General features: G+C 56.9%; 17 protein-coding genes and 2 tRNA genes. 7 read left to right on the top strand and 12 right to left on the bottom strand.

Features of this window, described 5'->3' with window-relative positions; translation table 11 throughout:
* A complete protein-coding gene (gene purN, locus AC04PT_RS03340) occupies positions 1-582 on the bottom strand; it encodes a phosphoribosylglycinamide formyltransferase (protein WP_482872085.1) in 582 nt (193 codons plus the stop codon).
* A complete protein-coding gene (gene purM / locus AC04PT_RS03335; RefSeq protein ID WP_482872084.1) occupies positions 579-1,631 on the bottom strand; it encodes a phosphoribosylformylglycinamidine cyclo-ligase in 1,053 nt (350 codons plus the stop codon). Before purM ends, purN begins: the two co-directional genes overlap by 4 nt.
* A gap of 292 nt (positions 1,632-1,923) precedes the next feature.
* Between purM and AC04PT_RS03330 the strand changes: the two genes are divergently transcribed.
* Entirely contained in the window at positions 1,924-3,501 is a 1,578-nt protein-coding gene (locus tag AC04PT_RS03330) for an ATP-binding protein (protein ID WP_482872083.1), read from the top strand.
* A 76-nt stretch (positions 3,502-3,577) separates the two neighbouring features.
* Positions 3,578-3,654: transfer RNA gene (locus AC04PT_RS03325), tRNA-Ile, on the top strand.
* 81 nt (positions 3,655-3,735) lie between these two features.
* On the opposite strand, the gene AC04PT_RS03320 is transcribed toward AC04PT_RS03325, so the two are convergent.
* Positions 3,736-5,049 (bottom strand): ATP-binding protein, encoded by a 1,314-nt coding sequence (locus tag AC04PT_RS03320; RefSeq protein ID WP_482872082.1) that lies wholly within the window; start codon positions 5,047-5,049, stop codon positions 3,736-3,738.
* Positions 5,050-5,096: 47 nt separating this feature from the next.
* Here AC04PT_RS03320 and AC04PT_RS03315 point away from each other — a divergent pair, with 47 nt between their 5' ends.
* From AC04PT_RS03315 to AC04PT_RS03295, 5 genes are all read left to right on the top strand, one after another.
* Positions 5,097-6,014, top strand: a complete 918-nt coding sequence (locus tag AC04PT_RS03315) for an MBL fold metallo-hydrolase (protein WP_482872081.1) — start codon at positions 5,097-5,099, stop codon at positions 6,012-6,014.
* 69 nt (positions 6,015-6,083) lie between these two features.
* Positions 6,084-6,158 (top strand) — tRNA-Asn (locus AC04PT_RS03310).
* A gap of 444 nt (positions 6,159-6,602) precedes the next feature.
* On the top strand, positions 6,603-8,996 hold the full coding sequence (locus AC04PT_RS03305; protein WP_482872080.1) for a type I restriction-modification system subunit M: 2,394 nt from the start codon (positions 6,603-6,605) through the stop codon (positions 8,994-8,996).
* Positions 8,993-10,288, top strand: coding sequence for a restriction endonuclease subunit S (locus AC04PT_RS03300; RefSeq protein WP_482872078.1), 1,296 nt, complete (start codon positions 8,993-8,995; stop codon positions 10,286-10,288). Before AC04PT_RS03305 ends, AC04PT_RS03300 begins: the two co-directional genes overlap by 4 nt.
* Positions 10,289-10,297: 9 nt before the next feature.
* Entirely contained in the window at positions 10,298-13,330 is a 3,033-nt protein-coding gene (locus AC04PT_RS03295; RefSeq protein WP_482872076.1) for a type I restriction endonuclease subunit R, read from the top strand.
* A 226-nt stretch (positions 13,331-13,556) separates the two neighbouring features.
* Here the strand turns inward: AC04PT_RS03295 and AC04PT_RS03290 are convergent, their stop codons facing one another.
* From AC04PT_RS03290 to AC04PT_RS03250, 9 genes are all read right to left on the bottom strand, one after another.
* Entirely contained in the window at positions 13,557-14,222 is a 666-nt protein-coding gene (locus tag AC04PT_RS03290; protein WP_482872075.1) for a hypothetical protein, read from the bottom strand.
* Between the two features lies 1 nt (position 14,223).
* Positions 14,224-15,219, bottom strand: coding sequence for a DUF4747 family protein (locus AC04PT_RS03285; RefSeq protein WP_482872073.1), 996 nt, complete (start codon positions 15,217-15,219; stop codon positions 14,224-14,226).
* Between the two features lie 224 nt (positions 15,220-15,443).
* Complete coding sequence (locus AC04PT_RS03280; protein ID WP_482872072.1) at positions 15,444-15,788, bottom strand: hypothetical protein; 345 nt, start codon at positions 15,786-15,788, stop codon at positions 15,444-15,446.
* Between the two features lie 97 nt (positions 15,789-15,885).
* Positions 15,886-16,302 (bottom strand): hypothetical protein, encoded by a 417-nt coding sequence (locus tag AC04PT_RS03275; protein WP_482872071.1) that lies wholly within the window; start codon positions 16,300-16,302, stop codon positions 15,886-15,888.
* A 216-nt stretch (positions 16,303-16,518) separates the two neighbouring features.
* Positions 16,519-18,153: a hypothetical protein gene (locus tag AC04PT_RS03270; RefSeq protein ID WP_482872069.1), complete on the bottom strand. Its 1,635-nt coding sequence runs from the start codon at positions 18,151-18,153 to the stop codon at positions 16,519-16,521.
* A gap of 56 nt (positions 18,154-18,209) precedes the next feature.
* The gene (locus AC04PT_RS03265; protein ID WP_482872068.1) at positions 18,210-20,063 is read right to left on the bottom strand and encodes a hypothetical protein; all 1,854 of its coding nucleotides are present in this window, start codon (positions 20,061-20,063) and stop codon (positions 18,210-18,212) included.
* 245 nt (positions 20,064-20,308) lie between these two features.
* Positions 20,309-21,100, bottom strand: a complete 792-nt coding sequence (locus AC04PT_RS03260; protein ID WP_482872066.1) for a hypothetical protein — start codon at positions 21,098-21,100, stop codon at positions 20,309-20,311.
* 287 nt (positions 21,101-21,387) lie between these two features.
* Positions 21,388-22,029 carry a hypothetical protein gene (locus AC04PT_RS03255; RefSeq protein WP_482872065.1) on the bottom strand — a complete coding sequence of 214 codons (642 nt, stop codon included), beginning with the start codon at positions 22,027-22,029 and terminating at the stop codon, positions 21,388-21,390.
* Positions 22,030-22,048: 19 nt separating this feature from the next.
* Positions 22,049-23,377 (bottom strand): tyrosine-type recombinase/integrase, encoded by a 1,329-nt coding sequence (locus AC04PT_RS03250; RefSeq protein ID WP_482872064.1) that lies wholly within the window; start codon positions 23,375-23,377, stop codon positions 22,049-22,051.
* Positions 23,378-24,132 lie beyond the last annotated feature (755 nt).

Below are 24,132 nucleotides of genomic sequence, written 5' to 3'. Positions count from 1 at the left end.
TCACTCGGGTTGCAACTTCTCCGCAAAATCTCGCAGGACGGCGGGGTAAAGTCGATGTTCCTCGGCCAGAACCCGCGCACTCAGGCTGTCTGCCGTATCGGCGGGGTGCACCGGCACCCGCGCCTGGCCAAGCACGGGCCCGTCATCCAGCTCTGGCGTCACAAGGTGGACCGAGCAGCCGTGTTCCACGTCGCCTGCCGCCAGTGCCCGCGCATGGGTGTCCAGCCCCTTGTACTTCGGCAACAGCGACGGATGGATGTTCAGCATCCGCCCTTGCCAGCGTCCGACGAACTCGGGCGTGAGCACCCGCATGAACCCCGCGAGGCAGATTATCTCCGCCCGCGCCGAGTCCAGCTCCGCCTGTATCCGCGCCTCGAACGCCGCGCGGTCCTTGCCGAAGGGCCGGTGATCCACCACTGCCGTCGAAATGCCGCGCGCCCGGGCCTTGGCCAGCCCCCCGGCCTCGGCGTTGTTGGACAGGACAAGACAGGGCCGCGCCGGGTGGTCGCCGGTCATGCTGTCGGCCAGCGTGACCATGTTGGACCCGCCGCCCGAGATCAGGATCGCGACCCGAAGGCTCATGCAAGCGTGCCGGAATAGGCGACGCCCTCGCCCTCCACGACCTCGCCCAGCCGGTACACGGTCTCGCCCGCCGCCTGCAACTGCTCCGAAAGCGCAGCCGCACGTCTGGCCTCAACCACCAGCACCATGCCGATCCCGGCATTGAAGGTCTTGAGCATCTCGGCCTCGGCCAGCCCGCCCTCTTGCGCCAGCCAACGGAACACGGGCGGCAACCTCCAGGCCCCCAGGTCGATGCGCGCGCCCTGTCCCGCGTCCAGCACCCGCGGCAGGTTCTCGGTCAGCCCGCCGCCGGTGATGTGCGCCAACGCATGCACGCCACCCGCGCGCACCGCATCAAGCGCCGGCTTCACGTACAGACGCGTCGGCCGCAGCAGCGCCGCCCCGAGCGAACCTTCGTCCCACGGACAGTCGTCGTTCCACGACAGCCCCGAACGCTCGACGATCTTGCGCACCAGCGAATAGCCGTTCGAATGCACCCCGTCGCTGCCCAGACCCAGCAGCACGTCACCGGCCTGAACCCCCTCCGGCAGGGCGCGACCGCGTTCCATCGCGCCGACCGAGAAGCCCGCGAGGTCGAAATCGCCCTCCGGGTACATGCCCGGCATCTCGGCGGTTTCGCCGCCGATCAGCGCACAGCCTGACCGGGCGCAGCCCTCGGCAATGCCTTCGATGATCCGCGCCGCAACGTCCGTCTCCAGCTTGCCGGTGGCGAAATAGTCGAGGAAGAACAAAGGCTCCGCGCCCTGGCACACCAGGTCATTGACACACATCGCCACGAGGTCGATGCCGACCCCGTCAACCTCGCCGGTGTCGATCGCAATCCGCAGCTTGGTGCCGACGCCGTCGGTGGCGGCCACCAGAACCGGGTCGTCGTAGCCCGCTGCCTTCAGGTCGAACAGCGCGCCAAAGCCGCCCAGCCCCGACATCACGCCGGGCCGCGTCGTGCGTTTCGCCGCCGGCTTGATCCGCTCCACCAGCGCGTTGCCCGCGTCGATATCAACGCCAGCCTCGGCGTAGCTCAGCCCTTGCTTGCCCGTGTCAGCGCTCATCTCCGGCTCCGTCTGTGAGGGGTCTCGGGCCGGGTTAGAACATCGCTCGCGGCCATGCAATCCGAAAGCCTTGTGACGGGCTTTCGCACCCACACGTATTAATTGAGCAACTCCTTGAAAATTTCTTACTCAGGTAATGAAGACTTTATGAAAAATGTTAGCTGAAATCATTTTGGATATTCCCGAGTTCATGACAATCCTGTCAATCAGAGGGCTTAAGGTTGTGTGATATTGCCTGCGCGGGACGGCTGACAATCTCGGGACCGACGCTTATGCCAAACGGGTGCGGTTGATGATCAAGAGTATGTTTCAGGCCAACTGGCTGGCCGTTGTACCGACCCTTGTGGTCATGACGGCCCTGGAGGCCTCTCATCACCTCAATCCGGTCTTTCCGGTCCCGTTCCTTCTGTTGATGGTGTCGGTGGTCATCGCCAGCGTGGTCGGCGGTCTGCGCGTCGGGATCGTGTCCGGCCTGCTCGCATCGGGCAGTGTGCTGCATTCGCATTTCGTCGGAATCGGCCCGGCGTCGCTGGTCGGCGACATCTGGCACACGATGGCCGGCATGGCGCTGTACATCGGTGTCGGCTTCTTCGTCGGCCGCACCCGCGACCAGCGCGATGCCAATTACGAAGCCCTGCTCATGGCCCAGCGCAAGGAACAGGAAGAACCGCTGCTTCTGGCCAGCAAGATCGCCAAGATGGGCTACTACATCTGGGACGTGGATACCGGTGAACCGGTCGTCGTCTCTGAACAGCATGCCCGCAACTACGGTATGAGTGTTGAGGATTTCGTGCCCGAGGCCTCCCGCGCCCGCGGAGATTTCGAACCGGTCCATCCCGATGATCGCCAGAAGGTCGAAGGCTGGTGCCAGGAAATCCGCGCCGGCAAATCCGTCACCATGGAATACCGCATTCCAACCTCCGAGGGCGTAAATTGGATACACGCCGTCGTCAAACCCGTCACAGATGAGACCGGCAGGGTCGTCAGGGAGATCTGTGCATCGCTCGACATCACCGATCAGAAGGCTTCGGAACAGGCGCTGGCAGAGGCACAGAAACTCGACGCGGTCGGCCGCCTCACCGCCGGAATTTCGCATGATTTCAACAATATACTGACCGTTGTTATCGGAAACCTCGAACTGTGTATGTTATCCGAACCGGACAGGGACACCGCCGAGTTGCTGACCTCGGCGCTGGATGCCTCGCATCGTGGGGCGCGTCTGACCAAGCAGCTTCTCGCCTTCGGCCGCAAATCCGACCTCACGCCCGAGCCGGTCGACGTCAATCTGGTGATCGACCGCATGGACAACCTGTTCCAACGCACCTTGCCGTCGACCATCCGGGTCCGCAAATCCCTGACCCCGGTTCCGCAGATCGAGGTTGACCGGACGCAGCTGGAAAGCGCCCTTCTGAACCTTGCCATCAACGCCCGCGACGCCATGAACGGCGGCGGCCGGCTGACCTTCGCAACAGCGACCCACCGCATTGCCGACGCGCGGCGAACCGGACGCAACGGCGGTCTGGAACCGGGCGAATACACAGAGATATCGGTCAGCGACAACGGCTGCGGCATGTCCGAGGACGTCAAGGCAAAGATATGGGAGCCCTTCTTCACGACCAAGGCCGCCGACAAGGGATCGGGCCTCGGCATGCCCATGGTCTATGGCTTCGTCAAGCAATCCGGCGGCGACGTCCATATCGACAGCACACCCGGCGCGGGAACCACGGTGCGGCTCTACTTTCCGCAAATCCAGGCTTCGGACAGGATCGCACCGAAGGCGGCGCATGGGGCCGTTCGCAAAGCCGCCTCCAGGCCGCGTGCCGATGACGTAATCACACCTCGCAAGGTCACGCGCATCGCCGCGCAATAGGTTCATGTGGGCCTCGCACGGCGGACATCTCAGGGACTTGACGCCACCCGGTTGGCTGGCTACTCCAACCGAAGGCGGGCCTGTAGCTCAATTGGTTAGAGCAGAGCGCTCATAACGCTTTGGTTGCGGGTTCAAGTCCTGCCGGGCCTACCATCCTTCACCTTCCGCCCGCGCCACCGAACGGCGCATTAACATATTGATGATAAACCAAAAATGTTTCGCGCGCGAAACATTTCATCGGGCGATTGCCAGCTCGGCCAGCAACCCGCCCAACCGGTCCGATGCCCCCAACCGCAACACCCCACCATGCGCCCGAGCGATATCGGTGGCGATCGCCAGACCCAACCCGACCCCCGGCGCCTTGCTCTGGTTGCGCGCCTTGTCAAGTCGCACGAATGGCCGCACCGCCGTTTCGCGCAGGTCTTCGGGTATCCCCGGCCCGTCGTCCTCGACCATGATGCTCAGCGTGGCGTTGCCGAGTTCGACACTCACCTCGCATCGCTCGCCATAGCGCACCGCGTTCTCGACCAGGTTTTCCACCGCGCGGCGGATCGCAAGCGGCCTCAGCGGCACCTCACCCGCACCCTCGCAGCGCTCCAGCGTGACCGGCTTTCCCGCCCTCTGCGCATCCTCGACAACCTGCCGGACCAGGGCCATCGGATCGGTCGGCACCGGATCGCCCGCTTCCGCGTTGCCCCGCACAAAGGCAAGGAATTCGTCCAGCATCCGCTCCATCTCGGACAGGTCGCGTTGCAGGTCGTCGACGTCCTCACCGTCAAGCATCGACAACCCCAGCTTCAGCCGCGTCAGCGGTGTGCGCAGATCGTGACTGATGCCGGAGAGCATCAAGGTCCGTTGCTCGATCTGCCGCTCGATCCGCGCCCGCATGTCCAGAAACGCGCGCCCCGCCGCGCGCACCTCGGTGGCGCCCCCCGGGGAATACCGCACCACCCTGCCCCGCCCGAAGGCCTCGGCGGCCTGCGCCAGCCGGGTGATCGGACGCAACTGGTTGCGCAGGTAGATATAGGCGATCGGCGTCATGATCAGGCTGAAGATGATCATGTTGAGGATCAGTTGGTGCGGGTTGCTGGCCGAGACCCCCTTGCGGTCGAATCGCATCTCGAGCACGCCCTGCGGCAGGTCCATATAAACCAGCGTGTCGCGATCGTTCGGCAACGCCACCGCCGCCACGTTGTCCAGACCGGCGCGCAACTCGCGGATGACCACCAGTCCCGACAGGTCGAACCAGCGCCGCAGATCGCCTTCGGTCATGGCCGCGTTCCACGACAATCGGTAATCCAGCGCCCGCGCCAGCGGCAGCATCCGGCGCATGGCCTCCCGCGGCGGCACCCCCTCAGCCTGGGCCACGATCAGCCGGATTTCGTCGCGAACCGAGCGGGTCAACTGCTCGGTGACGCCTTCGAAGTGGCGCTGCACGAAGATCACCGTTACCACCAGTTGCAGCGTCACCACCGGCAGCACCAGGATCAGCGCCGCCCGCCCATAAAGGCTGCGCGGCATATATCGTTTGAGCCAGGCAAAGAACATGGGCTAAGGCTTAGCCGCTAAGCCCCGCTCCGAGAAGGAAAACCCGCATGACTGACGGCGAAAACCCGCCCGCCCCCGGCGTGGCCGAGACCCTCGCCCCCGGCCTGCGCCGGCTGCTGGCCCCCAACCCTTCGCCGATGACCTTCTGGGGCACCAACACCTACCTCCTGGGCGAGACCGAGATCGCGGTGGTCGACCCCGGCCCCGACCTGCCCGCGCATCTGGATGCGATCCTTGCCGCCGTCCCTGCGGGCGCCCGGATCACCCATATCATCGTGACCCACGCACATCGCGACCACTCTCCGCTCGCCGGTCCGCTGGCGGCAGCGACCGGCGCCCCCGTCCTTGCCTTCGGACCGCCGCAGGCCGGTCGCAGTCCGGTGATGCAGCACCTCGCCGACAGCGGCTTCGCGGGCGGGGGCGAAGGCATCGACCACGGCTTTCTTCCCGACATCAGCCTCGCCGATGGCCAACACATCACCAGCCGCGACTGGAGCCTCGAGGTCCTGCACACGCCCGGCCATATGGGCAACCACATCTGCCTTGCCTGGGCCGACGTGCTGTTTTGCGGCGATCACGTCATGGGCTGGGCTTCGTCGCTGGTGTCTCCGCCCGATGGCGACGTGACGGATTTCATGGCCTCCTGCGCCCGCCTGAAGGCGCGCCGGTGGTCTGTCTTTCACCCCGGACACGGCGCCCCGATCGACACCCCGTCCAGCCGCCTTGAATGGCTGATCGCGCACCGCCTCGACCGCGAAGCCTCGATCCTGGCCACGCTCGCCGACGGCCCGGCAAGCGCGGGCGCGATCGCGGCCCTGCTCTACACCGAGGTCCCCCCCGCCCTTCTGCCCGCCGCGGCGCGCAACGTCTTTGCCCATCTCGTCGATCTGACGCAAAGAGACCGCGTCGCCCCGGCAGGCCAGCTGTCTTTCGACGGCGAATTTCGCCTCTCCCCCGGCAGCTGAATTTTTCTGAGAAAACTTCGAAATGCCTCTGGACGCCTGAAACCGGCATTGCTATATCGCCCCTCGTGTTCCGGCGTAGCTCAGCGGTAGAGCAGTTGACTGTTAATCAATTGGTCGTAGGTTCGATCCCTACCGCCGGAGCCAACTAAAACTTTAAGTCTCTGATCCGATGGACTTTTTGTTTTGGATTTTTTGGCAACCCACCCAAACGCCCTCCCAAAAATTGCCTTAGGTTCATTGGGAAAAAGCGCGGTCGGTTCCCCGTCTCTGCTTGAAGCGTTGATACTTACCATACGATCAGAGCGCCCCTTTCCTCGTTGAGCGCCATGGCCGCGAGGCCGTAGCCGAGAACGAGCGTGACTTTGTCGTCATGGGCAACTTTTCCCAAGCGACCCGGTCTTCTGTCTCTTCTCCACGAGTTTCGCCTGACACACGCACGTCCTTGGATTTCCCTGAGGTCAATGACTCGCCGCTGCTCACAGTTCGAAGGCAACCCGGCACGGCGGTTCATTGTGAAATTCCCAATCAGATGGTAGTTTCCAATCAAGCTCGCGAGTAGGCGAGAAACAAAAGAAAAGAGGGCTTTAGATGAATCAGGCATCCCATAATTCACTGGTCGCATTTATCTGGCGAATTGCTGATGACTGCCTGCGGGACGTCTACGTCCGAGGCAAGTATCGCGATGTCATCCTGCCCATGGTCGTTCTGCGCCGCCTCGATACCCTGCTGGAGCCGACCAAAGACGCTGTTCTGGATGAAGTTCGATACCAGAAGGAAGATATGGGTGCCTATGAGCTGGACGACGAGCCGCTCAAGGACGCTTCCGGCTACGTTTTTTTCAACACCAGCGAGTGGACCCTGAAGAAACTCCACGGCACCGCCACCAACAATCAGCAGATTCTCCTTGCCAACATCGAGGACTACCTCGACGGCTTCAGCGACAACGTCAAAGAGATCGTGAATCGCTTCAAGCTGTTCGAGCAGATGCGGCACATGGCGGACAAGCAGGTCTTGCTGGACGTCATCGAAGCTTTCGTTTCTCCCAAAATCAACCTGACACCACATGACAAGGAAGATTCCGACGGGAACATGCTTCCTGGCCTGTCCAACCTCGGCATGGGTTACGTCTTCGAAGAATTGATCCGGAAATTCAACGAGGAGAACAACGAGGAAGCCGGGGAACACTTCACCCCGCGTGAGGTGATCCACCTCATGACGCACCTGATGTTCGACCCGATCAAAGACCAGCTTCCTCCGGTCATGACGATCTACGACCCTGCCTGCGGCTCGGGCGGCATGCTGACCGAGGCACAAAACTACATCAAGGAACCCGACGGTCCGATCCAGGCGCGAGGGGACGTGTATCTCTACGGCAAGGAGATCAACGACGAGACCTACGCGATCTGCAAGTCAGACATGATGATCAAGGGCAACAACCCCTACAACATCCGCGTCGGCTCGACCCTGTCCACCGATGAATTTTCGGCCCATCGGTTCGACTTCATGCTGTCCAATCCGCCCTACGGCAAAAGCTGGAACAGCGAGGTCAAATACATCAAGGACGGCAAGGATGTCATCGACCCTCGCTTTCAGGTCGAACTGAGCGACTATTGGGGGAAAAATGACACCATGGACGCAACGCCGCGCTCATCGGACGGCCAGTTGCTGTTCCTCATGGAGATGGTGAACAAGATGAAGCCGGAGGGCACCAGCCCGCTCGGCTCGCGGATCGCCAGCGTTCACAACGGGTCAAGCCTCTTCACCGGCGATGCGGGCAGCGGCGAATCCAATATCCGGCGCTTCATCATCGAAAACGACATGCTGGACACCATCATCCAGCTGCCGAACAACCTTTTCTATAACACGGGCATTACGACCTACATCTGGCTTCTGACCAACGCCAAACCCGCCGCGCGCAAGGGCAAGGTGCAGTTGATCGATGCCAACCTGCTGTATCGCAAGCTCCGCAAAAACCTTGGCGACAAAAATTGCGAATTTTCGGACGATCACATCCAGCAGATCACCGACGCCTACCTGAAAAATACCCCTGTCGAGCGCGTGATCGATGAGAAGAACGACCCCGTCGGCATCGCCGTAAAAATCTTCGACAACGAGGATTTCGGCTACCACAAAGTCACTATCGAACGGCCAGACCGCCGCCGCGCGGGTTTTTCCGCCGACCGGATCGAGCCTCTGCGCTTCGACAAAGGCCTGCGCGAGCCGATGGAATGGCTCTGGGCGGAACATGGCGACAAGGTCTACGAGACCGGTTTCCTCAAGGGCGAGGCCAAGACGATCGTGGCCTGGTGCGAGGAACAGGGGATCACCCTGAACGCCAAGCAGCGCGGCAAGCTGACTGACACGAAATTCTGGGTCGGGCTCCGCGACCTGCTCAAGACCGCAACATTGCTCATGGGTGATATCGGCACAGAAGAGACAGCCGATTTCAACGTCTTCCGCAGTCGCGTGACCAAGGCGATCAAGGCCCGCAAGATCAAGCTGTCGGCGACCCAGAAAAACGCGATCCTGAACGCCGTCAGCTGGTATGACGAGACAGCCGAGAAGGTCATTGCCAAGCGGCACAAGCTGTCCAAGGGTGATCTGGAGGAACTCACCAGCCATCTGGGCTGCGCCACCGGCGATCTGGCGGATTTCGGATGGTATCGCCAGCCCGACGGCAGCTACCTGACCTACGAGACGGCGACCGACCTGCGCGATGCGGAAAGTATACCGCTCAAGGACGACATCCACCGCTACTTCGTGGCAGAGGTGAAACCGCATGTGGAGGAAGCTTGGATCAATCTCGACAGCGTGAAGGTCGGCTACGAGATCAGCTTCAACAAGTATTTCTACCGCCACAAGCCGCTGCGCAGCCTTGAGGAGGTGACGCAGGACATACTGGCGCTGGAGGAAAAGGCCGACGGGCTGATCTCGGATATTCTGGGCGTTGAGGTGGCTACGACGCTGGAGCCGGCGCAATGAACATCGCGGCCTATCCGAAATATGATAGTTACCGCGATAGCGAGGCCGATTGGCTCGATGAAATCCCGGCGAATTGGTCAACCAAGCGAACCAAATACATTTGGCGCGAAACTATGGAAACCTCATCGGACGGCTCTGAACAGTTACTCTCAGTTTCCCAGAAAAACGGTGTTATTCCCCGCGCAGAGCAATCACGAAGTGAAGATTTGACCGGTTATCGCATCGTCAAGAGCGGTGAATTGGTTTCGAACATCATGCTTGCATGGATGGGGGCACTTGGTGTTTCTAAACATGACGGAATCGTAAGTCCCGCCTATTCGGTCTACAGATTGCAAGATGAAGCCGATCAAGGCTTTCTCGATTACCTCTACAAAACAGACGCATACCTTGCCGAATTTGCTCGGCGCTCTTCCGGCGTAGTTCCTTCGCGTTGGCGGCTTTATACAGACGACTTTGGTGAGGTTTTGACCTTACTGCCCCCACTCGCCGAGCAACGCGCTATCGCAGCGTTTCTGGATGGGAAATGCGCGACGATTGACGAGGCGGTGCGGATCAAGGAGGAGCAAATCACGCTCTTGCGCGAGCGCAGGCAGATCCTGATCCAGCAGGCCGTCACCCGCGGCCTGAACCCCTCCGTCCCCATGAAGGATAGCGGCATCGACTGGATCGGCCAGATCCCCGCGCATTGGCAAATCGCGAAGCTGAAATTTCTGACGAACAAAATCGTCGATGGCACACACTTCACGCCAGAATATCTGGATCATGGAGTTCCGTTTCTTCGAGTAACTGACTTGACGAGGATAAAAGAGGGAGAAATTCAGTGGGATGAGGTTCGGAGGATTTCACCAACCGCCCACAAGGAACTGAGCAAACGGGCTGACGCTGCGAAGGGTGACATTCTCATTTCCAAAAATGGGACAATTGGCCTGACCAAGGTAGTCGACTGGGACGAAGAATTCAGCTTTTTCGTCAGTCTCTGTCTAATCAAACTCCGGGCGGAGCTTAATGCTCATTACTTCGAAGCATTCTTCAATAGTCCCTTGGTCGATCAACAGGTGTATTTTGGTAGCTTCCGGACCTCTGTCACAAATTTGCATCTCGAACGCATCAAGGAGTTGTTGATCGTAGTTCCGCCATTGGAAGAGCAACTGCGGCTTGTTGACCATGTTGCAAAGATCGCAGCGCCGTTGGACGATGCAATATCACTCAAACAATCTCAAATCGCCGCGCTCAAGGAATACAAGACGAGCCTGATCAACGCGGCGGTCACGGGCAAGATCAGAGTCACATAAGGTTCGATTATGAATATCTCGGTCAGCAACACCAAGGAAATCGCGCTGGAACAGGCCATCGAACGGCACCTGACCGGCGTCATCTCCGAGGATCTGGCCACGGGCGCGACCCCGACAGGCCCTTTCCGCATCGGCCGCCCCGCCGACTACGACTCGGCCCTCGCACTCGACGCTGCGCTGTTCTGGGAGTTTCTGGAGGCCACCCAACGTAAGGCACTCGACAAGCTGCGCAGCCGCAACCCCGCCGACTGGCAGGCCAAGATCCTCGGCCAGTTCGACAAGCTGGTAAAGCGCAAGGGCGTCCTGCACATCCTGAAAAAGGGTCTGCCCGTCGATGACGCCCATTTCACGCTGATGTATCCTGCGCCGCTGGCCAGTTCGGCGCAAAAGGTCCACGACAACTTCGCCGCCAATATCTGGAGCGTGACGCGGCAGGTTCATCATTCCCTCGCCAACCCGAATGAATCCGTCGACATGGTGCTGTTCCTGAACGGGCTACCCATCGTCACACTGGAGCTGAAGAACGCCTGGACCCACCAGACGGCGCGTTTCCACGGCCAAAAGCAGTATCGCGATCGCGACGTCAGCCAGCCCCTGCTACAATTCGGGCGCGTGCTGGTCCACATGACCGCCGATACGGACGAGGTCTGGATGGCGACCAAGCTGTCAGGCGGTTCAACCTGGTTCCTGCCCTTCAACAAGGGCCACAACGAAGGCGCCGGCAATCCGGCTAACCCCACCGGCCACAAGACCGCCTATCTCTGGGAGGAGGTGTTCCAGCCTCGAAGCCTTTCCGGGATTATCCAGCACTTCGTCCTGCTGGAGGGCAAGCCAACCGACCCGCTGGCGAAAAAGACTCTGATCTTCCCGCGCTACCATCAGCTCGACGTGGTGCGGAAGCTCCTGGACCACGCGGCCAGGCACGGGGTGGGCCACAGCTACCTGATCCAGCATTCTGCCGGGTCCGGGAAGTCGAACAGCATCACATGGGCGGCCTACCAGCTGATCGAGAGCTACCCCGAGCGGCTGGACGTGCCCGGCGCGCGCGGTCTCGATGTGCCTCTCTTCGACAGCGTGATCGTGGTGACCGACCGGCGCCTGCTGGACAAGCAGCTACGCGACAACATCCGCGACTTCTCGGAGGTGAAGAACATCGTCGCCCCGGCGATGCGATCTTCTGATTTGAAGGCAGCACTGGAGGCCGGCAAGAAGATCATCATTACGACGATCCAAAAATTCCCCTTCATCATCGACGGCATTTCCGACCTCAGCGACAAGCGCTTTGCCGTGATCATCGACGAGGCCCACAGCGGCCAGAGCGGCCTTGCGCATGACAAGATGAACCAGGCCATGGGTGGCGGCACGGACCCGGATGCAGAAGATCCACAAGACAAGATCCTCGCAGCGATGCAGGCGCGGAAGATGCGCGGCAACGCGTCCTACCTCGCCTTCACCGCCACGCCGAAAGGAACCACCCTTGAGAAGTTCGGCACGAAGCAACCCGACGGCCGGTTCAAGCCCTTCCACCTCTACAGCATGAAGCAGGCGATCGAAGAGGGATTCATCCTCGACGTGCTGACCAACTACACGACCTACAAAGGTTACTACGAAATCCAGAAGTCCATCGAGGACAACCCTCTCTTCGATACAGCCAAGGCCCAGAAGAAGCTGCGCGCCTATGTCGAACGCAGCCAGCAGACGATCAACACCAAGGCTGAGATCATGGTAGAGAACTTCGTCGACAACGTCGTGAACGCCAAGAAGCTGCGTGGCAAGGGCAAGGGCATGGTGGTGACCCAAGATATCGAGATGGCGATCCGCTACTACAGGGCTGTGCAAGCCGAGTTAGCGAAACGCGGTAATCCGTTCAAGGCCTTGATAGCCTTCTCAGGCGAGAAGGAGGTCGACGGTATCAAGTATACAGAGGCCGACATGAACGGCTTTCCGGAGGACAAGACCCGGACGGAGTTCGACAAGGACGAATTCCGTCTGCTGGTCGTCGCGAACAAATACTTGACCGGTTTCGACCAGCCAAAGCTCTGCGCGATGTATGTCGACAAGAAGTTGCAGTCGGTCTTGGCCGTGCAGGCCCTATCGCGGCTCAACCGATCGGCACCCAGGCTCGGAAAGCGCACCGAAGATCTCTTCGTCCTGGATTTCTTCAATTCGACAGATGACATCAAGACAGCCTTCGATCCTTTTTTTACGGTGACAACGTTGTCAGAGGCGACCGATGTGAACGTCCTCCACGAGCTGAAGGCGACGCTCGACGACGTCGGCGTTTACGAATGGTCCGAGGTTGAGGAATTCTGCGCCCGGTTCTTCGCAGGAGAGGATGCACAGAAGCTGAGCTCACTAATCGACGCGTCCGCCGAAAGGTTCAACAAAGAACTCGATCTTGAGGACAAGGACAAGATCGACTTCAAAATCAAGGCCAAGCAGTTCGTGAAGATCTACGGCCAGATGGCGTCGATCATGCCCTTCGAGGTGCTGGATTGGGAAAAACTGTTCTGGTTTCTCAAATTCCTTGTCCCGAAATTAAAAATCCAAGACCCGAACCAGGATGCGCTCGATGAGCTCCTTGAGGCCGTTGATCTATCCTCCTATGGCCTCGAGCGGACCAAGCTTGGACAAGCCATCGGGCTGGACACATCTAAAACGGAACTTGAGCCGCAGAACCCGAATCCGAGGGGCTATCGCGAGGGCGATCCTCAAGAAGATCCGCTTGAGGAAATCATCCGTAGCTTCAACGAGCGTTGGTTCCACGGGTGGAGCGCAACACCGGAAGAGCAACGCGTCAAGTTCCTGAATATCGTCGAGAGCGTTCAGGCACATCCCGACTTCGAGGAGAAGTTCAGCGATAACACCGACCCCTTCTCACGAGATTTGGCCTTCGAAAAAATCATGAGGGAGGTGATGTTGAAACGACGAAAGGAGGAGCTTGAACTCTACAAACTTCACTCGCAGGACGAGGCCTTCAAGTCGTCATTGTATCAAAGTATCAAGGAGGCCCTTGAGAGGGGAAATGCAACACGAGGCTGAAGGACGGACACATAAATTCCTTGTGCTGATCTTCGTCCTCACGCGCCACCCGGAAGCTGGCGATCTCCGGTAGCCGCCGCTCCAATGGGCTACCAGCACCTCAGTTCAGTATACAAAAATAAAATCGCCTCAAAATTTCGGTCGAAGCCGAGATACTTTCCCACTCTCAGGCTCGCGGACAACAAGATATCGAGCTAATTAAATCCAGTTCTTTCTATTTGAACTTTTATGGATGTGAGTCCGGCGAATTGGGGAGTTTCTTCTCAAGAGCGGCGATCTGATCGCCAGTCACGATGACTACCAACACTGCCTGATAAATGTTCCAGATGAACGATTTCAACAGCATTAGTAAGAAAGTAAGCCAACCAAGCAGTATCGTTGCTAAACTAATAGAAACCCACCATGCAAACGGCGCTTCGAGCCCGGTCTGCTCTTGGATCACAGTTGCAACCGCCGGAGCTATCGGGAGAGCCAGCTTGAGAAATATGCTGAATGCTAAAAACGCAAGATAGTGGATGAAAACCAGGAGGAAGTTGAAGAAAATGAATTGCAGGCGGGAAAGACCGGAATCCTTATGATCCAATTTTGCCAATCCCGCAAAAATTGCGGGTTTGGTAATGCTTGCAAAGATCGAAAAACCAGCAATTAGAAATCCGAGGATTGCTGTCGTAAGCATGAACCCGATCTCGCCGATCTGTATCACCATAGTTCCAACAACGGCCAGAGAAAGCACGCAAAGTTCGTAATACCGATCGGCAAGAGCAAGCAGGCCGAAAACAATGCTCACGAGCACAGCCAGACCAACGTTTCCGCGCGTCGAAGCCACACGACGAGCCTTCCAGTAAACGTCACTAAGGTTTTTTTCTTTTGTTGCTCTCGTTTGCCAGTCCATCTTAAAGCAACTTTTTTAGCTTGCTGACCCTTTTAGGATTATGGTCAGCCTTAGGTGCATTGATGATTCCATCAGAAACAAGCTGACTGAACTTGTTGACAAGCCTCTTAACCAAGGAATCCTTCCTCAACGGAACGTTCTCGATCTCAGCACTAAGCCTAAATTGCTCATTGTTTCCAGAAAGGGCGTTTCCATTTGTGTCGATACCGGACACGGTGACGTCCTGGTTCCCGGAACTCGTTGCCTCTGTGATCGCCTCGGTAGCCGCGTCTATGTCCAGACCGTCGCCGCTTGATGCAGTCACTCTCGTGCTGGTCGATCCAAGTGCATCAGACAACTCTCGAACTTGTCCGAGTATTTCTCCAGCGTTGATGTCATCGTTCGGCCTCACAACCCGGAAGTTGATCTTCTTGAGTTTTTCGAAACGGCTCATGAATGTCGCAATATCGGCCTTTCCGGTGAGTGGGACAACTTCCACTGAGGGGCGAGGGTGAGCTTCGAAGAGAGATTTCTTGGTGGGCGGTTCGTCGTTTCCACGTGTCGCTTCGTATTTCTGGTTGATGTATTCTTGATGTCGCTGCCGAATGAATTGCTGAGCAGTCACCCGAAACGCATTGAGGTCTGGCGCATGTGGAGTTTCTGGAAAGTAGATAAGCCTGTGATTATTCAGAATTAGCACGAAGAATGCTGAGGGAGCAGAAAGAAGGGATGCTTCATCTTGCACCAAACCTTTTCTATCATCGAAAACTTGGGTGCGCTTCAACTCCGTTTGCTTCACAAAGCGACCTGCCAGGACCATGATTGGATCATGATTATCCTCGGCCACGTTGAATAACTCCGTTTCATAGAAGTGGTAATGGGTCGTTTTTCCGTAACTGCGAACATACGTGTCCTTAGTGAAAGCAGGAATCACGATGCGCTTCGCGTAATCCAGCAGAACCTTGTCGTCACCGAAGCGGCAGATAAAATTTGCAAAGGTGGCGTTGTGCTGTCGCATTTAAGATCTCTCTTTCTCTCACCGTATCGATACTTCGAAATGGTTACATCGGGTTGTGAGCTACCGCTACCCCTTGTTCAGAACCCATATTAATTATCGATTCATGAGGTCATCTTTATGCTATCTTGCGAGTCACAGTCCTGTGGTAAGTGAGGCAATGTCGAGCGCCCTTTAGGCGCCCGACGACGGTGAGCAGACACAGCGGCGAGATCAGAAACTTCTTTTTACGAAAAATCTGCCAAGAAGTCGTCGACCCTCGCTCCAAACCACCTCACGGCAGCATCGAGATCGGGGCGATCAAGATACTCCGGCACACTAATACTGTTCGGCATATCGAGCAGCATCTCACGGAGCTTGACGAGCACTTTATATGCTTCGGACGTCTCGGCTTCGCCTTGCGCCATCGCGTATATATGGAATCGCATAGTGACCAACTGCTCATCCGCATAGGTAGTCCTCAGAAGCCATTCGAGCTCGTCCATATTCTCGAGCATGAAGCGGGCCAGGTCAGGCGGCAGGGAAAGAGCCGCAGTGTTATCATGCATTGCGCTGGTAAGCGGAAAATTCATTTGGATAGTCTCCGGACGCACGGGTCCGACCAGTGGGCCGAACTGAAACCGTCGTCGTCAAGCGACCGCCGAGCTATCGGCGGTCTCGCGGCGAGGATCACGCCGCCTTTCCATCGCTCGCGCGGGCTTCAGCCCAACGCCGCCGCGCTGCAACCTCTGAGATGGCGGAACGAAGCTCATCGGTGAGGACGCATATCTCTTCAACGATGGGGTCGGACGGGTCGATCACCGCGAAGTATCCCATGTAAGGTTTATCGGGATCGTCAGACCATTCGAGGCTGAGAATAGCCAGAATCTGGTCCAACATGATACGGACGCGAGGACTGATCACAGCTTCGCGCTCCAGAGCTGCCGCACATCGATCGACCAATCGCGACGCTTCGTAGCCACCCAATAGCCTGGCTGAGTGCCAGATGGCTGAATGCTTGCGGGCAAACAGCGCGAGGACCGGTTTCGCAACGAACTGAGACGGCGAGTCCGGTGCCTTCGCGACAGACTTAAAGGAAAATTTCATTTTACTCTCCAGCTTGGTTTCCGCGGCGAGCGCGGGTCAAGGAGTGCTGCTGGAGCGCGGGTCAGTCATAGCGGGATGCGGCGTATCAATCCCTCCTAAGTTCCTCTTCCTTTCGTATTTTGCTGACGGCTGTCAGCGTGGCTTCACGAGGAATGCCACGCTGACAACCGCTCAGCTATTCGTCTCAACCAGACAATCATTCTACCATTGCGACAGCTAACGTGGATTCCTACCAATCGTCACCCTGTCTCCAATTTCCCGGAGAGCATCGATTGCACGAAGGCGCCGTATCTTGCCGGCGACAATCTGATACTCCTCCTGCGTGATTGCAGACCTGTGCTGAAGCATGACGCCGATCGTTGTGCGATCGGCCCCAAGAGCAACGAGTTCATCACACCAGAGGGTTCGCAAGATATGCGGCGTGTGTCCTGTCCATCGTTTGAACAACTCGGTGAAGGGACCACGGGTATAGGCTCCGTCCTGCCGAGGCGATCGCAACAGCGGGGAGCCAACACGCTGAGCGTAGATCTCCGGGAGGCGCGACCTGTCAGCGCCAGCAAGCAGACACATATCCAAAAGATCGCTCCCTTCCGCCGGCAGGACGATTGGATCGACGACCTCACCAGTTTTCCGTGTTGACCCCGGCATGAGAACCCATGATCCGGACTTTCGGACCAATTCCTTTCCGATATGAAGTTTCCGAAGGTCGCTTTGGCGCAGCGGATAAAAAAGCAGAACGCCAAGTGCGCCAAGAACAGTCAGAACACCGTGACGGATCTGGATGTTGGTCTCAGCCTCGGCGCGGTGATAGAGTTCGTTCGTTAGAAGAAACAGCTCCTCCAGGGTAATTGGGCGATCAGCGAGAGCCCGCTGTTTCTTCTTCATCTCGCCTGCCGCCATCTTTTCGAAATGGGCTGCGAAGCGATACCATTTACGCTTCAAATCAGGATCGCGGATAAACGGTGCGAGCGACTGGCACATTGTCGACGCCGTCTGGGCAGTCCAACTCTTGTTAGGATAACCGCGCTTTCGGTGGTCTTTGTCGACCCGACATCGAGCGTTGCCCGAACCGAGTTTGATCCAGACGTGATCCGCAAAAGTGTCGAGTGCGGCACGATCGAATGCGAGAGGTCTTCCATCCGCAGCAAGGAGGTCGAAGTGCAAGTGGAGAGTTCTCCGGTGCCGCTCGACAGTATCGGGTTTTAGTGGTTGTCCCGTCCTCCGGTGCCTCCGCTCGCGGAGCAACTCTTCAATTTGCGGAATTCGCCGGGCCGTCCGGGTGGCAAATTGTTTTGACGGCCGGACTTGCGCCGCCAGCTTCGATTGTAGCTCCCGCAAGCAGGCGAGGTCCTTGTCCCCTGGCAACACAGTATCGAGACCCCGACAAAGACGACTGATGCGGTGATATCGCGTCGCCTGGCTCATTTTTTCATCGAGAAAAATGTTCTGGAATCGCGCTCTGGCATGATCTCCTTCAGTGCGCTGCTGCCACCGGAAGAAATTGTCCAACTCTTGGACGATGCGTCGCCGCTCTGAGATTGCAAGACTGCTTGCGAGCACTCGTGGCATGTTCGGCCACCATGGCTCTCCCAACATGTCATCTATGCTTCTGCGGTCGAGGCTGTTGGCGAACAAGTAATCACGAAGCTCTAAGTCTTCACTTGAAACACCAATATGAAAAAGGTCGCGCATCCTTTTCTTTACTGTCGCTTCCGAGAATGTATCCCGAAGTTCACCAAGGAACCCCATATAGCTTTCCTTCGTTAGTGTAGCCGACATTCCATTCTTTTCACACCATGCTGTGAACATCATAAATGTGCGATCGCTTCGAGGCTGAATAGCGTTCTTCATTCTGTATTTCTCCTTTTTGGCGACTGGCCGATCGCGACCAATCGCCCTACGCATTCTTAGATTCCGAGATTGCGATAAATTTTTCCCTGAGCGTCCATGACGCTCTGGATGACAAGATTTCTGGCGACGAATGCGTAGTTTCTTTCTGTGACCTTCACACTGTCGCAGAGAAGCTCGGCAATGTCCTCAAGAGGGACACCAGATGCCAACAGGAGGCTGGCAGTGAAATGCCGGCACCTATGGGGTGTGAGATTGAGCCCCACATCCTCAATGTGACCACGCCAATACCGTCGAATACTGTCGATGTTGAGCCCAGTGAACAGCAACTCCGGTCGACGAAGGTCGCTCCTCTTGTGCTTATAGCGGAGAACAAGAGGATGAACTTCGTCGATATACCAAGTCAGGACCTCCCGGGAATTTCGCATCTTTGACGATTGAATCGTGACACCCGATGCAAAGCGACCGTTCTTCACGATATTGCCTGGTATCTCAAGAATAACGGTCTCTTGTCTCTTTTCGTCCTCGGGGAAAAAAATGTGTTGCCTGGGGCCAAGTATCTCGAGTTTCATTAGCGTGGCGAGTCGAGCCGGAAACACCGTATTGATCGATGTTAGGGCTGCTATGATTGCCAATTCCAGCGCTCTGTTTTGTTCCATCGAGATACCGAAATCGTTGGCACGGCTCAACGAGTGAAAATTTTCGATGAGCGGCCGGGCCTCATCATAGAAGCGCTTTGGTAACAAGAAGAACTGTCGCTGCTGATCTTCATCCTGAATAAACTCAAGACACGCTCGGCGTTTATTGATCCGGTCTTCGGTTTCTTCAGGCGCCGCCCGGAGCTTTATAGATTGAAAGAAGCGGTCGGGAATTTTGGCATTGAATTTGGGATCAAGCCAATTAAGAAATGATTTGACGACAAGAGTTCTTGCGCGGCGGGTATCTGCTTGGCAGACCGGTCCGAGGAGGCCACTGGCACACGCACCGACGAGATCTGATAGCAGCGCTGGCCTCGTCAGCTTAGCTTGGTCGACCGGAGTTGTCATGGATGCAATATCCAAAGCGACAAGCCCATGCCAGAGCCAGCGGAGGGCTACTCGAATGTTCTTGATGCGAGCATTGCTGAGTTCACCTGTCTCGACGGTGCGCTCCTCGCTTCCGAACATCTCCACGCTCCGCCCCGTCGCCTGCTCTGCGATGTAGGCCTCCATGAGGACGCTGAAGGAGGTGTGCAGAGGTGGGACCACGCGCGTTGCGGGCTGGGCCAGTCCGGTAAGTTCGTCCGGCGACACGGTCGGCAGAAGATGGCTCGGCACACGCTCATCGGTATGCAGGCTGTTCAGCCGTATGACAGCTGTGACAACGGCAGTTACTGTTTTCGGTGGGAGTTCGCGTGCGAATTCCCGGATCAACTCGGCGGTCAGACCCGCGATAGGAATGCTGCGTAGGCGGCATTGGGTGACAAGCGACATGATCGCAATCATCTCGTAGTTGCCGAAGACCTGGGGGATCTCTCGCTGTCCCAAAAGATAGGACAGGAGCACGGCCCAGTCGTCATCGCATGTGCGGGAGGCCACCTTCGCTCCACGCGCACCATTCACGACATCGACGATGACTGAGTAGTCCTTCATCCATCGTTTAGCTTGCTTCACGGTCTTGAGCCGGCTCTTGTTCGGGAAATTTCCGGACTTGACATGCCGATCGAAGAAGAATTCGATCTCAGCCCGAGTGCTCGGCATCTCTTCCGGGGTCGTGACCCCGTAGGCTTGGAAAATCTTCGCCGTCTTGTTCAGTGTGGCGATCTTCTTCTTGCGTGTCTCTTCGGTTCGCCAGAATTGGTCGAACGCACCAGCCTCGAGATCAGCCTTGATCGCCGACGGGGCAATAGTGCAGGTGAATGTTGCATCAAACATGGATTCTCTCCGGTTTTTCATTTCTTTACGGTTGGATATACCGATTCATTTTCTCCTACGTCGGCTCGGTATCGACACGGAACGCAGCCATATCGGGGTGGGAGGATCAGTTTGACCCGGACGGGTTGTCGGGCCCTTGAACCGGGTCCGACAGGATGTCCGGTTCGATTTTGTCGCCAACCAGCGCTGCCGGGTCGCTATACGGGCCAGCTTCAGGCAGTCGGAAAGATGGGAATTTGCCGACCTCATGCCTGTGTTTCCTGGTCGGAAGCATCGCCGCTCTGAGCCATTTCGGAGGTCTGCCGAAACCGGTGCTGTGCTCCGATCATGATCGAGGTGAGCTGACCCTTTTTCAGCTGCCGGTAATATTTGGTCTTGTCGCCCGTCCTTTTTTTTGGGTGTCGCGCGAGCCACTCATCGAGCGTTAGAAGATCCGCGGACAAAATGTTGCGGCCATCAGGTCCTCCGAATATCCAAGTCTCCAGAGGGTGAGAAAGTCCCTCGCAGACCAAGATAGAAGTCAGTGGGATTTTGAGGTTTTTGCCTCCACCAGCGGCCACGCCGAAGCCGCGCAAGATATTGCGGGTAGTATCCGGTCCGACTTGCCAGCGATGGGCAATGGAGTGCCTGGTCAGTTCGGGTATCGGTGCTCGCCGGAGTGCCAGTGCGAGAACACGAGTATCGCTTGCACTGCGAAACGCTGAGCTTGCCGGGACGGACGACAAACCTGGGATTGGTCGTGAGCAAGTGTCACATAGGTTCACTGGCGCCGGGGACCAATCCATACCTCCCGGTGACGAAAGGTAACCGGCAAAGCTCCCGATTGTCGATGACTGACCGAATGGCTTAGTAAGTGCACGCGTGTGGGGATGCTCCAGACCATGGTCACCTTTGGCGCACATGCATTCAAGTTTCAGCTTTTGATGTTTGATTTTCACGTTCAGACCTCCGTTCTTTGAAGGAGGTCGGTTCGATGCCGGCGAAGCGGAAAATTCAGATTTATATTCTGGGCAATATGCGTCTTGAACGAAGCTCATCCGGTGGTGCTCCCGGACTGCAAGGCAGATTCCCAAGCTTCGAGATCAGATAGCCGCCAGTAGTTCAGGCCATTGATTTGGATAGGCTGCGGAAATCCCAGCTCGGGGTCGCGTTGCCATCGCCAGATAGTCACATGCGAGCGCCTATAGCGAAGCTGGACGTCTGGACCGGATAGGAATGAATTTTCGTTGTTTGGGGTGTAAGGTTTCATCGAGGGCACTCCTTTTTCGTGCCCTGATGAAACACACGGTGTATCGCCGTGTCTTGCTAACTCGCCTATGATTTATTAAGAAAATAAATCTTTCATGAACCTTACAATCACTGCCTTTCCAAACTCGCTGGAAGATATCCTTTGAACCAATTCACGAATTTCCTCAGCATCGGATGTCCCGTATATCTTGCCGAGCATCGAATTAACGTGTGAATAGCTTACGCCAAAATACTCTTCAATTTTTGCAATGATGGCATCTTTCTTTTTTTCACCCTCGACAATTTCGCACCACAATAACACGGCAAAATATGCTTGCGGTGTATTCTTCTTCTTGCGACCTCTTTTGAACTTCAATTTTCCTTCAGCCCTATCTGCAAGAAGATCTCGCTCCTCCTGCGATAGTGGAAGGTCTCTCACTCTCAGTCTTGAGTGAATCGCAGCAAAATTGCCGGATTTCGCCAATTCAGTTGCTCTTATGGTAGAGACGAGATACAGCATCTCCCAGCTTTTGATAGGATGCCCGCCAAGGAATTGAGACCATCTAAAGTAGCTTGCAATTGCGTCCTCCGCCTTCTGGAACTCTTTGTTTTGGCCCCAAGGTGCAAATAACATCTCAGGATCGATAATTCTAAAAACTGGAACCTTTACCGGCTCAAAGTCATAGTTTTCAAGAGTTGAATCTATCACGATTTGTGGAGTAAAACTCGTTTCAAACATAGAATCTCCATTGATTTCCTTAATCGGGGCTCGTTCCGGTTAAGAATTCATGCCACGCGCCCATCATGACACGCCGTTTCTCGATCATGTCGGCTCGATCATATGCACGTTGGACTTTGGTCCCAACCTTGTGGAACAGCGCAATTTCCGCCAAATCTGCGTCGAATTCCGTGCTGTCGGAGATCCAGGTTCTGAAAGTGCTCCGTAAGCCATGAGGCACTGCCGGGAGCTTGGAAACCCCATCGACATACCCGTTTCCACCGCGCGATATGTCGGATTCGTGAAGGGTGCGCATTGCCTTGCCAATCGTTGCATCTGAGAGGAAGCCGCCTCGCGGTGCCCAAAAAACGTATTGAGAGCCTTCGCGGCGGGGAAGACCTCTGAGGAGCCTTACACCTGCTCTTGTCAAAACGACCTTCTTTGCTTTGTCATTGCTGTAAATTTTTGAAGCTGTTCTGCCTGGCTGTATTGTCCAGAGGCCTTGCTCGAGGTCGAACTCGTCCCAGGTGGCAAAGCGTATCGCGCCTGTCCGTGTAACGGTCATTGCTTGGAAGCGGAGCGCGGCCGCCCCCATTCCCTCAGGCTCCGAAAGGTGCTGCCACCACCTTTGGGTATCTTGAAGTTGGATGGCCGGGTAGTTCTGTTCTACGCTGATCTTTGATGGCGCACCAAGCACCACCGACAAGTTTCCCTGCCAGCGAGCTGGGTTATCGCCTTTCCGATAACCATGGACTGTGGCGAATGAGAGTGTCCCCTCGATGATCTGGCGGAGCTTAGTAGCGGTTGGGTTTTTTGTCTCCCAGATGGGCTTGAGCACATCCAGCACGTGTGAGATCTGAATACCTTCGACAGATAGTTCACCCAGAGATGGGAGCGCGTGCCGCTCCGCAACCGAGATCCACTGCTTCCGATACTTTTCGCCGCTGAATTCGCTTGCCTTGGCACGCGAATATTCTTGGAAGACTTGCGCGAAGCTTCGTTGGCGGCTTTCCGCTTCTACCCTCGCGACTTGCGCGGCTTTTCGTTCGGCAACCGGATCGATGCCTTCACGCAGCTTCACTTTGATCTCACGCGCTTTGTCCCGGGCTTCGCCCGGCAGAACCTCTGGGTATGGCCCGAGCCCAATTTCGCGTTTCTTCCTTTCGCGAACCTGCTGACCTTGGGCGTCGGTCTTAGTTTGCCAATTACCGTAGCGGCCGCGTAGCACCCAGGATTTCGAACCGCTTGGCCGCACTTGGATCATCAACCCGGAAATTCCGCCGACTGCCACCAGCACCGGACGGTTCCCACCTGGATGCTTCAGTCGCTTGATCTGAGCCGGCGTCATCTCTGTCGCGAGACGTGGCATAGGAACCCTCCCAATGACCCATCCAAAGAAAAGTTCTGTGGTGAAACATGATGATAGTTGGTGCCACCGAAATTTCCATAAGATATTGTTTGAAATCAAAAAACGAAACATCATGCAATACTATGAAATAGATAATCGGCCCCTACCGCCGGAGCCAAAGAATTCAAGGACTTAGCATTAATTTGCTAGGTCCTTTTTCTTTGCACGTTTTGTCTAGGCCTCACATGGGACGCAATAAGTTGCCGTCCTGCAGAAGTTCGTTCGGTATAAATCGGTAGATTGTGTAAAGCAGCGCCGCGATAGCTAAAGGATCATACTGACGCTCAGCTGCCGTTCGAACAAGTTGCGACGGACGTCGGCGGACAGCCCGGAGACTTGATTAGCTATCAGCGGGCCTCGGTGAGCATCACCAAACCTGACGTTCGTCACTGCGCAGCAACTGGATGTACCGCAAGGTCGTCACCACCACGGCCAAATTTCCGTGCAACCTTGCAACCAGCCCAACCCCTGCGGGCTATCAAGGCGGCCTGCAATGGCAATGTAGCGGGTCATTGCTGCCACAGGAAAGTGGTGCGGTTTTCTTCGAGGTTAGCATCGAGCGCTGATCGCCGCGGCCTGGATATGGCTGCACTCCGGCGCGCAACCCGGGAACCGCCGACGTGGACGAAAGACTTCGTTCACTCGCAAGCTATACGAAAGAGCTGCACGCCTATGCGTTGGAAGGGACTGTCTGCAAAGTCGGATTGGTAGATACA

This window comes from Litorisediminivivens sp. KMU-197, assembly GCF_056858395.1.
Note: the sequence above shows the minus strand (reverse complement) of the source record. Positions and strands in the feature narration are given on the sequence as shown.

What these genes read in the sequence shown, in the direction of transcription:
- purN (WP_482872085.1), bottom strand. Translation starts at nt 582, where the DNA reads ATGAGCCTTCGGGTCGCGATCCTGATCTCGGGCGGCGGGTCCAACATG.
- purM (WP_482872084.1), bottom strand. Translation starts at nt 1,631, where the DNA reads ATGAGCGCTGACACGGGCAAGCAAGGGCTGAGCTACGCCGAGGCTGGC.
- AC04PT_RS03330 (WP_482872083.1), top strand. Translation starts at nt 1,924, where the DNA reads ATGATCAAGAGTATGTTTCAGGCCAACTGGCTGGCCGTTGTACCGACC.
- AC04PT_RS03320 (WP_482872082.1), bottom strand. Translation starts at nt 5,049, where the DNA reads ATGTTCTTTGCCTGGCTCAAACGATATATGCCGCGCAGCCTTTATGGG.
- AC04PT_RS03315 (WP_482872081.1), top strand. Translation starts at nt 5,097, where the DNA reads ATGACTGACGGCGAAAACCCGCCCGCCCCCGGCGTGGCCGAGACCCTC.
- AC04PT_RS03305 (WP_482872080.1), top strand. Translation starts at nt 6,603, where the DNA reads ATGAATCAGGCATCCCATAATTCACTGGTCGCATTTATCTGGCGAATT.
- AC04PT_RS03300 (WP_482872078.1), top strand. Translation starts at nt 8,993, where the DNA reads ATGAACATCGCGGCCTATCCGAAATATGATAGTTACCGCGATAGCGAG.
- AC04PT_RS03295 (WP_482872076.1), top strand. Translation starts at nt 10,298, where the DNA reads ATGAATATCTCGGTCAGCAACACCAAGGAAATCGCGCTGGAACAGGCC.
- AC04PT_RS03290 (WP_482872075.1), bottom strand. Translation starts at nt 14,222, where the DNA reads ATGGACTGGCAAACGAGAGCAACAAAAGAAAAAAACCTTAGTGACGTT.
- AC04PT_RS03285 (WP_482872073.1), bottom strand. Translation starts at nt 15,219, where the DNA reads ATGCGACAGCACAACGCCACCTTTGCAAATTTTATCTGCCGCTTCGGT.
- AC04PT_RS03280 (WP_482872072.1), bottom strand. Translation starts at nt 15,788, where the DNA reads ATGAATTTTCCGCTTACCAGCGCAATGCATGATAACACTGCGGCTCTT.
- AC04PT_RS03275 (WP_482872071.1), bottom strand. Translation starts at nt 16,302, where the DNA reads ATGAAATTTTCCTTTAAGTCTGTCGCGAAGGCACCGGACTCGCCGTCT.
- AC04PT_RS03270 (WP_482872069.1), bottom strand. Translation starts at nt 18,153, where the DNA reads ATGAAGAACGCTATTCAGCCTCGAAGCGATCGCACATTTATGATGTTC.
- AC04PT_RS03265 (WP_482872068.1), bottom strand. Translation starts at nt 20,063, where the DNA reads ATGTTTGATGCAACATTCACCTGCACTATTGCCCCGTCGGCGATCAAG.
- AC04PT_RS03260 (WP_482872066.1), bottom strand. Translation starts at nt 21,100, where the DNA reads ATGAGCTTCGTTCAAGACGCATATTGCCCAGAATATAAATCTGAATTT.
- AC04PT_RS03255 (WP_482872065.1), bottom strand. Translation starts at nt 22,029, where the DNA reads ATGTTTGAAACGAGTTTTACTCCACAAATCGTGATAGATTCAACTCTT.
- AC04PT_RS03250 (WP_482872064.1), bottom strand. Translation starts at nt 23,377, where the DNA reads ATGCCACGTCTCGCGACAGAGATGACGCCGGCTCAGATCAAGCGACTG.